Origin of the sequence: Thioclava sp. F28-4 (assembly GCF_002020045.1) — a bacterium.
Classification (GTDB): domain Bacteria; phylum Pseudomonadota; class Alphaproteobacteria; order Rhodobacterales; family Rhodobacteraceae; genus Thioclava; species Thioclava sediminum.
On the sequence record NZ_MPZQ01000013.1, the window covers coordinates 40,817 to 48,456 of the forward strand.

Sequence of the window (7,640 nt, forward strand, 5' to 3'; positions counted from 1 at the left end):
GGATCAAAGCCTTTCGGTTGTCGTCTGTGCAAATTCGCTGGCGAGCCTCTCAGCAAGAAGTGAACGCGCCTCACGCAGTCGCTCAAGCGCGGCCGTGTCGTCCGCTTCACGCTCGGCCGCCTCTGCCAATCGGTCGTCAGAGAGAGGGTCGGTTGGGCGACCGTCCACCAGCACTTCGTAATGTAGGTTGGGGCCTGTCGCGGTACCCGTCGCACCGACCCGCCCGATCATATCTCCGGCCATCACGCGTTGCCCTTGTGTGAGCCCGTCCGGTACGGCGCTCAGATGCGCATAGCGCGTCAGGGTGTCGGAGCCATGAGCGATCTCGACGACCCGGCCATACCCACCGCGTCGGCCGATGAAGCTAACGCGGCCCGGCGCCGTCGCCTGTACCGGCGTGCCGCGCGCCGCCGCGAAGTCGACTCCTGTGTGCATCCGTACATTGCCGTAGACCGGATGGGTGCGGCGCCCGAACACAGAACTCAGCCGTGCACCTTCGACCGGTTGCGCAAACACGCGCAGGACTTCTCCGTCGACATAGATCGTCGCTTGGCCGCTGCCGTCGTTCGGCCAGACGATTTCATAGACCGAGCCATCGATATCCAGTGCGGCAAAGGCAAGCTCGGGCTGACCAATCCTCTTGTTCCCGTCTCGGGCCTCGCGCCAAAGGAGGCGCATCGTCTCGCCACCCGCAAGATCACGACGGAAATCCACGGTGCCGCCCAGCATCTGCGCCAGGTCCACCGCAAAACGGGCGGGGATGTCTGCCGTGTTCAGGGCGGCGAAAATCGAGCTCTCGATCACCGCCTCGCCGGCGAAAGTCACCAATTCGGGATCCGGGTCCAACACGCGGGCGGCAAGCTGTTCGCCGAAGACCGCCTCTATCCGGACACCGTCTTCGACGGCGAGCTCTACACGACGCGGGTTGTCGTCCGTTGTGGAAACCACCGTAATGATGTGACCCGGACGCAGACGGCGCAGATCGTATTCCGTGCCAATCGCCAAGGCGATTTCGGCGCGATCCGAAGCATCCAGCCCCGCATCGGAAAGGACCGCATCAAGCGTCTCGCCGGACGCAATCTCCCGCGACCAGGTGACCAGCGGGGGCTCGATAGATGGCAAGGAGGTATCAGCGGGGGAAACGGTCAGGAGCGGCCGGGGTCTGAACTCGAATGCGATATCCGCCTGGGCGAGTGTAGGGCGGACCGAATTGGTTTCGGTAATCCGAGGCGGCGCAAGCGGATTGGGAGTCCAGAGGGTCGCTTCAGCAATCGCAGGGGGCACCGGTTCTTTGGACAGAACGCCAGAGATGGCGATGGCGGTCACCGAAAATGCGCCTGCGACCGCAACGGCCGCCAAGACAGTTCTTATCTTCATGTTGCCCCCTCTACGTCTTCTGTCAGTGCGCGCTGGATCTTCGGCACCGCGAATTCTCTTTGCTCGTGATAGTCGATCATGGTGACGAGCTCACCCTCGGCATCGAACAGGAATACGCTTGCCGTATGGTTCATCGTATAGCCGCCGCCCTCAGTCGGGACGCGCTCAAATGAGGCACGAAACCCTTCTGCAGCGCGGGCAATTTGGTCTTCCGGCCCCGTCCAGCCACGAATGACCGGATGAAAATAGCCGACATATTCGGCCATGGCCTCGACCGTGTCCCGCTCCGGGTCGACCGTGATGAAGACCACGTTCATCTCTGATGCTTCGTCGCCCAGTTCCTCAAGCCAGCCGGAAATATCCGATAGGGTCGTCGGGCAGACGTCCGGGCAGTAGGTGAACCCGAAAAACACCATTGTGGGACGACCGATCAGGTTGCCAGGCCCTACCTCATTTTCCTCGTGGTCGGTCAGCCGGAACTCCATCGCCGATAGGGGCAGGGGCCGCTGCCCTTTTGGTTCAGGCGCACCGGGCCCGTCCACCCGCCACCAGCCCACGAAGAGCGTCAGGCCAAGAACGCCGGCACCGGCTGCGCCGTATAGAAGGAGCTGCCGACGTTGCATCAGCCCTCCGGTCCACGCGCGGCGATTCCGAGGATTGGGACCTCGACCGTCACCTTGCCGCCATCCGAGAAGGTCAGTGTCAGCGGGAAATTCTCGCCTTCGGTCATCGGCTCTTGCAGCTTCATGAGCATGGCGTGCAACCCGCCCGGCTCCAATGCCACGCTTTGGCCGGGCTCAATCGTGATCTCGCCTGCAGGCGCCATGGAACTGACGCCATCGGAGTTGGTTTTCGACTCATGGATCTCGGGCATCATTGCCAGCGGTGTCGCAAGTCCGGTCAGCGTAACGGCGTCTTCACCCGTGTTGCGCACGGTCATATAGGCGGCACCTGGCCTGTTGACGCCGATCGAGGCGCGGGACCACGCATTCTCGACCACGACATCCTCCGAACCGGCCAGTGCGGGGGCCGACAGCCCTGCAACCGTCAAAAGCACGGCCAATGCATTGGTATATCTCAACTTCTTCACCACTCGTTTCTCCTGCCTCCGCAAATCAGCTTTGGCTTGCCGCAACTTCCACTGCCACCAGCCTCTGCAATTCGGCCTCACCGAACGGATCGAGAGGCTTGCCGTTCACGAAGAACGTGGGCGTTTGGCGGACCCCGACTGTCTCGACATCGGCGCGGTCCTGGTTGAGCACCGCCACAACACCGGGGGCCAGCATCTGTGTCCGGGCAGCTTCGACATCCAGACCTCCGCTTGCTGCAATCTCAAGGATCAATCCGGGTGCCGGGGTCCCGTGAGACGCCCATCTGGGCTGCTCTCGCAAGACTGCCTCGAGCACAGGTTCAAACACGTCCTGCATGCGCGCCGCCTCGAGCACACGGATCGCTTCTACCGACGCCTCGCCGTGAAAAGGCGTATAGCGGATTACAACGCGCACCGCGTCTCCGTGCTCCGCCATGATATCCTCGACGACCGGATAGAAAGCGCGGCATGCCTCGCAGGCCGGGTCGAAGAATTCAACGATGGTTACGGGCGCATCCTCGGGCCCGAGGATCGGGGAATAGGGTCGGATCAGCGCGTCGGCCATTTCAGGGTCGATGGGATCGGACGCGGCAATCGGGTCGGGGCGGGTGGCATACCAGGCGGCACCGCCGAAACCGGCGACCCCGAGCGCGAGAACGGACAGGATGAGGCCGCGTCGTTTCATTTTTGTGTTTCCTTCAGTGAGAGAGCCGACAGCAGACCGATCATCGCGAAGGCGACGAGCGCCATCAAAGGAATCGGAATGCCGAAGACCAGTTGATTGTCGTCGGTACAGGATGGGCCGGTCGCCGTGCAGGGCTGGATACGCTCGGGGATAACGCCGACATAGAGGCCCAAGTGCCAAAGCGCGACGGCGGCACCGCCCAAAGCCAGCGCGATCCCGTAGCGACCCACGCGCCGATCCTGCCACCACAGCCCAAGCCCGAGGATGATGGCCAAGGGGAACATGAAGGCACGCTGGAACCAGCAGAGCACGCAAGGTGTCTGCCCCAGAACCTCGCCGATGAAGAGCACGGCAAGCGACGCGGTGAGCGCGATGATCCAGGCCAGGCCAAGGGCCGTCTCTCCGGAAAGTCGGGTCATGACGATCAGATCCTCTGTCTCAGATCGGCGAGGATCTCTTCGGCGGGCGTGCCGTAGGGCCAGGAGTCCGCGAAGCCTGCTTGCGTGTCGAAAAGGAAAAGATGCGACGTGTGACCCATCGTGTATCCGCCCGGCGCAGTCGCCTGCTCGATCCGCTCAAAGAATATCGGAAAGGTTTCGGATGTCGCGGCGATCTGCTCCGGTGTACCGGTCAGCCCGATGATCCCTGCGTCGAACAGGGGCACATACTCGGCAAGTGCAGTCGGCGTATCCCGCTCCGGATCAATCGTTATGAAAATCGGCTGAACCATTGCTGCCTCATCGCCCAGGCCCTCCATCACGGCCGCGACTTCGGACAGTGTTGTCGGACAGACGTCGGGGCAATTGGTGAAGCCAAAGAAGACCAGCATCCAGCGCCCTGCGAAATCTTCGTCCGTTTGGACCATGCCGCGATGATCGGTCAGTTCGAAATCAGCAAGAAACGGTGGTTCACTCTCGGTGCGGGCAAGATCGGCACGGTAGTCGGACCATAGCAACAGCCAGATGAAAACGAACGCCGCCGCGCCCGCCAACACCCACAATACCTTCTGAAGACCTGAAAGCCTCACGCCGCTCCGCCCGAACCTGATTCTATATTTTGTGTGCGTTTACATCCTCTAGCTACTGTAGGTTCAAGCGTGATTGTCATCGATCGGCCAACAATCACCGATCTGTGAAACTCGGGTGAAGCTTGTGATGCGCACCGCATAAAGCTACACCCACTGTAGGTAATGTGGGGAGCGGAAATGCTGACGATTGGGACGCTGGCGAAGAAGACCGGAACAAAGGTGCAGACCATCCGGTATTACGAGCAGATCGGACTTATGCCTGAGCCCGGCAGGACCGAGGGGGGCCAACGACGCTATGGCGACGCCGAACTCGACCGCTTGTCATTCGTCCGGCACGCACGGCAACTGGGGTTCTCGTTGGACGCGATCCGTGAGCTCCTCGATCTCAGCGATCATCCGGGAAAGTCCTGCGCTGAGGCGGATGCAATAGCCCGTCGGCAACTCAAACAGGTCGAGCAACGATTGGCGCGGCTCGAGGCGCTGCGGACGGAATTGAAGCGGATGGTGCATGAGTGCAGCGGCGGACAGACTTCTGATTGCCGTGTGCTCGAGGTACTGCGCGACCATTCCGAATGCCTGACCGACCATGAAGAGATCGGCGCCTGAGCAATTTCGACGACCTTTGATCGGAACGCAAAAAGCCAGGTGTTAGTTACTCATTGGCAATTCACTAATTTGGATACCCGGCATGGCGGAGCAGAGAAACGCAACGGAAAGACGCACACTCTGGATCGTGCTGGGTCTCAACATCGGGCTGGCAGTCGCTTTCTTCGCCTCGGGCGCATTCGGCGAGTCAAGCGCGCTTATAGCCAATGGCCTCGACAATCTGTCGGACAGTTTCGTCTACGCGATCAGCCTCTTCGCGCTGTCCCGCTCCGCCAAGTGGAAGCGCGGAGCGGCGAACGTTTCGGGCGGCCTGCTGATCCTCTTCGCCCTTGGAATCCTGTATGACGCGTGGCGCCGCTACGTCGGCGGATCGGATCCTCTTGGCACGATCATGATTGTCATGGCGCTGGTAGCGGCGGCCATCAACGCGCTTTGCGTCTGGCTGCTGGCACGGCTTCGCGATCCAGACGTAAACATCCGAGCGGCGAATACGTTCAGCTGGAACGACTTCGCGGCCAATCTCGGAATCGTCGTCGCAGGCGGGCTCGTAGCCTGGCTCGGAACGAATTGGCCGGACCTTGTCGTGGGCGTGATTGTCGCCGGCATCGCGGCCTGGGGTGGCGTCGGAATCCTGAGAGACGCGCATGGTGAACACCACAAGGCGGTGCACAATGACGATCAGGTAACCAAGGACTCGGCCTGAAATCGGGGCTTGAAGCTACAGTGACTGTAGCAACTACATATTCTCGTGAACGATTCGAGGAGGTATCCCGTGAACCCCGCCGACCCTCATTTGGCCAAAACCCGGCTGCTGGATTTTGACGCGACCTCAATTGCAAAACTGATCGAGGAGCGCGGCTGGGCAGACCTTCCCAGCGACGACCGAATTGGGGCCATCTACGATTTCGTCAGGAACGAGATTACCTTCGGCTACAACCGCGCCGACGACATTCCGGCGTCCGAGGTCCTCGCAGATGGCCACGGGCAGTGCAACACCAAGGGCACGCTCCTCATGGCCCTGCTGCGTGGCGTGGGAGTTCGCTGCCGACTGCACGGGTTCACAATCCACAAGGCGCTTCAGAGAGGCGTCGTTCCGGAACTCGTCTATCCCCTCGCGCCGTCCGAAATCCTCCACTCCTGGGTAGAGGTGGACTTGGGCGACGGATGGGTCAATCACCGCCAGAACTTCGGATTTGTGCGCGACTTGCTCTATCGCCACGTCATCCGTCACTGGATGAATGCCAGGGTTCGCCGCATCCGCCGCGGAATCTTGCCGCCGGTCCCCGGATTCGATCGGCCGAACCACCGCCATGAGGAGACGAACCGTGCCGCATGATCACGGCCACGCCCACATCGATCCTCAATCCGGTGATCGTCGCGTCTCCATCGCCATCTGGGCCAACGGCCTCCTGACGGTCGCGCAGATCGTCGGCGGGATCCTTTCCGGCAGCCTCGCGCTGATCGCGGATGCCCTCCACAATTTCTCGGACATGGCGTCGCTGGTGATCGCCTTCTTCGCGCGTAAGATCGCTCGCCGCCCGGCGGACAAGCGCATGACCTTCGGCTATGGGCGGGTAGAAATCGTCGCAGCGCTCATCAACTACACGACACTTATCCTGATCGGCTTCTACCTGATCTACGAGGGTGGCATGCGCATGATCGACCCACCAGAGGTACAGGGCTGGACGGTGGTGATCCTGGGCGGTGTGGCACTGGTCGTCGACACGTTGACGGCGCTGCTCACCTATTCGATGCAGAAAGGCAGCGTGAACATCCGTGCGCTCTTCCTGCACAACCTATCGGACGCTTTGGCCTCCGTGGCGGTCATCATCGGCGGCTCGCTCATCCTCCTCTACAACATGCGGTGGGTCGACCCGGCGATCACCATCGGCATCGCTCTCTACATCCTCTACCTCGCATTTACCGAGATCGGCGGTCCGATTCGGACGCTGATGCTCGGCAGTCCACCGGACATCGATAATGAAACCGTCGTTCAGGCGATGCGGGGTGTGGATGGTGTCGCGGACGTTCATCACGTGCATCTGTGGCAGATGCAGGAGCACGAGGCGGCTCTGGACTGCCACGTCGTGCTGACAGCGGACGGCTGGGGTCAAATCGAAAAGATCAAGGCCGCGATCAAGGACCGGCTGAAGGACGATTTCAGCATCGGTCATTCGAGTCTGGAATTTGAGCACGAAGACCGCGCACACGAAAACGCTGACCTTTACGGTCACGGCAAACCGGAAAAAGAGGAGGAAAACCATGTTCACCGAGACACTGACAGCTCATGACGACACGATTGGCCTCGCCTGCGAGGGCAAGCTCAGCGAAAGCGACCTGAAACGGATGCACGCCCTGCTTCATGAGCGCCTGCAAGAGACAAGTAAGCCCGGCCTGGTTCTCGATCTCACGAGGTTCGAAGGCTACGATGGGCCGTCCGCTCTGCTCGAAGATCTGAAAATCGACACAGCCCATAGGAATGACTTCCGCCGCGTCGCTGTGGTGGGCGAAGGGGCTTTGTTGGAGTGGGGAACCAGGTTCGCCGACGTGCTGACCACGGCAGAACTCCGTTAGTTCGACCCGGCGGAAATGAAGGCGGCAATCGCCTGGGCAAGTGAAAGGTAGAGTAGCTTTCAATCAGATGCCTTCGCAGAAGACAGCATCTGTTCGAAACCATAAACAAAAGAACTACAGCAGTTGCGAGACCCAAGAGCAATCCGAAAGTTCTGAACATGGTCGCTCCTTTCGCAAAGGAGTAACTTTGGTACGGTGGCACTGGGGAGTGGACAAAACATGGGGGTCATCTTCGTCGTTGCGGTCCGTGCTAAGGTGAGTTCTTTGCGTGTGGGGCTGCC

Annotated in this window: 11 protein-coding genes; 5 read left to right on the plus strand and 6 right to left on the minus strand. The window is 60.8% G+C overall.

Going from position 1 to position 7,640, the window contains the following annotated elements; all coding sequences use genetic code 11:
- Nucleotides 1-3: 3 nt before the first annotated feature.
- From BMI87_RS19190 to BMI87_RS19215, 6 genes are read right to left on the minus strand one after another with little or no spacing between them, the layout of a single operon-like run.
- Nucleotides 4-1,377 (minus strand): M23 family metallopeptidase, encoded by a 1,374-nt coding sequence (locus BMI87_RS19190; RefSeq protein WP_007803467.1) that lies wholly within the window; start codon nt 1,375-1,377, stop codon nt 4-6.
- The gene (locus BMI87_RS19195) at nt 1,374-2,000 is read right to left on the minus strand and encodes an SCO family protein (RefSeq protein ID WP_007803468.1); all 627 of its coding nucleotides are present in this window, start codon (nt 1,998-2,000) and stop codon (nt 1,374-1,376) included. The genes BMI87_RS19190 and BMI87_RS19195 overlap by 4 nt, the downstream gene beginning before the upstream one ends.
- Nucleotides 2,000-2,470 (minus strand): copper chaperone PCu(A)C, encoded by a 471-nt coding sequence (locus BMI87_RS19200; protein ID WP_008327335.1) that lies wholly within the window; start codon nt 2,468-2,470, stop codon nt 2,000-2,002. Before BMI87_RS19200 ends, BMI87_RS19195 begins: the two co-directional genes overlap by 1 nt.
- A gap of 22 nt (nt 2,471-2,492) precedes the next feature.
- Nucleotides 2,493-3,152 carry a thioredoxin domain-containing protein gene (locus BMI87_RS19205; protein WP_007803472.1) on the minus strand — a complete coding sequence of 220 codons (660 nt, stop codon included), beginning with the start codon at nt 3,150-3,152 and terminating at the stop codon, nt 2,493-2,495.
- Nucleotides 3,149-3,571, minus strand: coding sequence for a disulfide bond formation protein B (locus BMI87_RS19210; RefSeq protein ID WP_007803474.1), 423 nt, complete (start codon nt 3,569-3,571; stop codon nt 3,149-3,151). Before BMI87_RS19210 ends, BMI87_RS19205 begins: the two co-directional genes overlap by 4 nt.
- A gap of 5 nt (nt 3,572-3,576) precedes the next feature.
- Nucleotides 3,577-4,143, minus strand: coding sequence for an SCO family protein (locus BMI87_RS19215; RefSeq protein WP_007803475.1), 567 nt, complete (start codon nt 4,141-4,143; stop codon nt 3,577-3,579).
- Between the two features lie 213 nt (nt 4,144-4,356).
- Between BMI87_RS19215 and BMI87_RS19220 the strand changes: the two genes are divergently transcribed.
- The 5 genes from BMI87_RS19220 (at nt 4,357) to BMI87_RS19240 (ending at nt 7,359) form a co-directional block, all read left to right on the plus strand.
- Entirely contained in the window at nt 4,357-4,785 is a 429-nt protein-coding gene (locus tag BMI87_RS19220; protein ID WP_007803476.1) for a helix-turn-helix domain-containing protein, read from the plus strand.
- 82 nt (nt 4,786-4,867) lie between these two features.
- Nucleotides 4,868-5,488: a cation transporter gene (locus BMI87_RS19225; protein ID WP_008327361.1), complete on the plus strand. Its 621-nt coding sequence runs from the start codon at nt 4,868-4,870 to the stop codon at nt 5,486-5,488.
- A 69-nt stretch (nt 5,489-5,557) separates the two neighbouring features.
- Nucleotides 5,558-6,121, plus strand: coding sequence for a transglutaminase family protein (locus tag BMI87_RS19230; RefSeq protein WP_007803479.1), 564 nt, complete (start codon nt 5,558-5,560; stop codon nt 6,119-6,121).
- On the plus strand, nt 6,111-7,076 hold the full coding sequence (locus BMI87_RS19235; RefSeq protein WP_007803480.1) for a cation diffusion facilitator family transporter: 966 nt from the start codon (nt 6,111-6,113) through the stop codon (nt 7,074-7,076). The genes BMI87_RS19230 and BMI87_RS19235 overlap by 11 nt, the downstream gene beginning before the upstream one ends.
- Entirely contained in the window at nt 7,048-7,359 is a 312-nt protein-coding gene (locus tag BMI87_RS19240; RefSeq protein ID WP_007803481.1) for an STAS/SEC14 domain-containing protein, read from the plus strand. The genes BMI87_RS19235 and BMI87_RS19240 overlap by 29 nt, the downstream gene beginning before the upstream one ends.
- Nucleotides 7,360-7,640 lie beyond the last annotated feature (281 nt).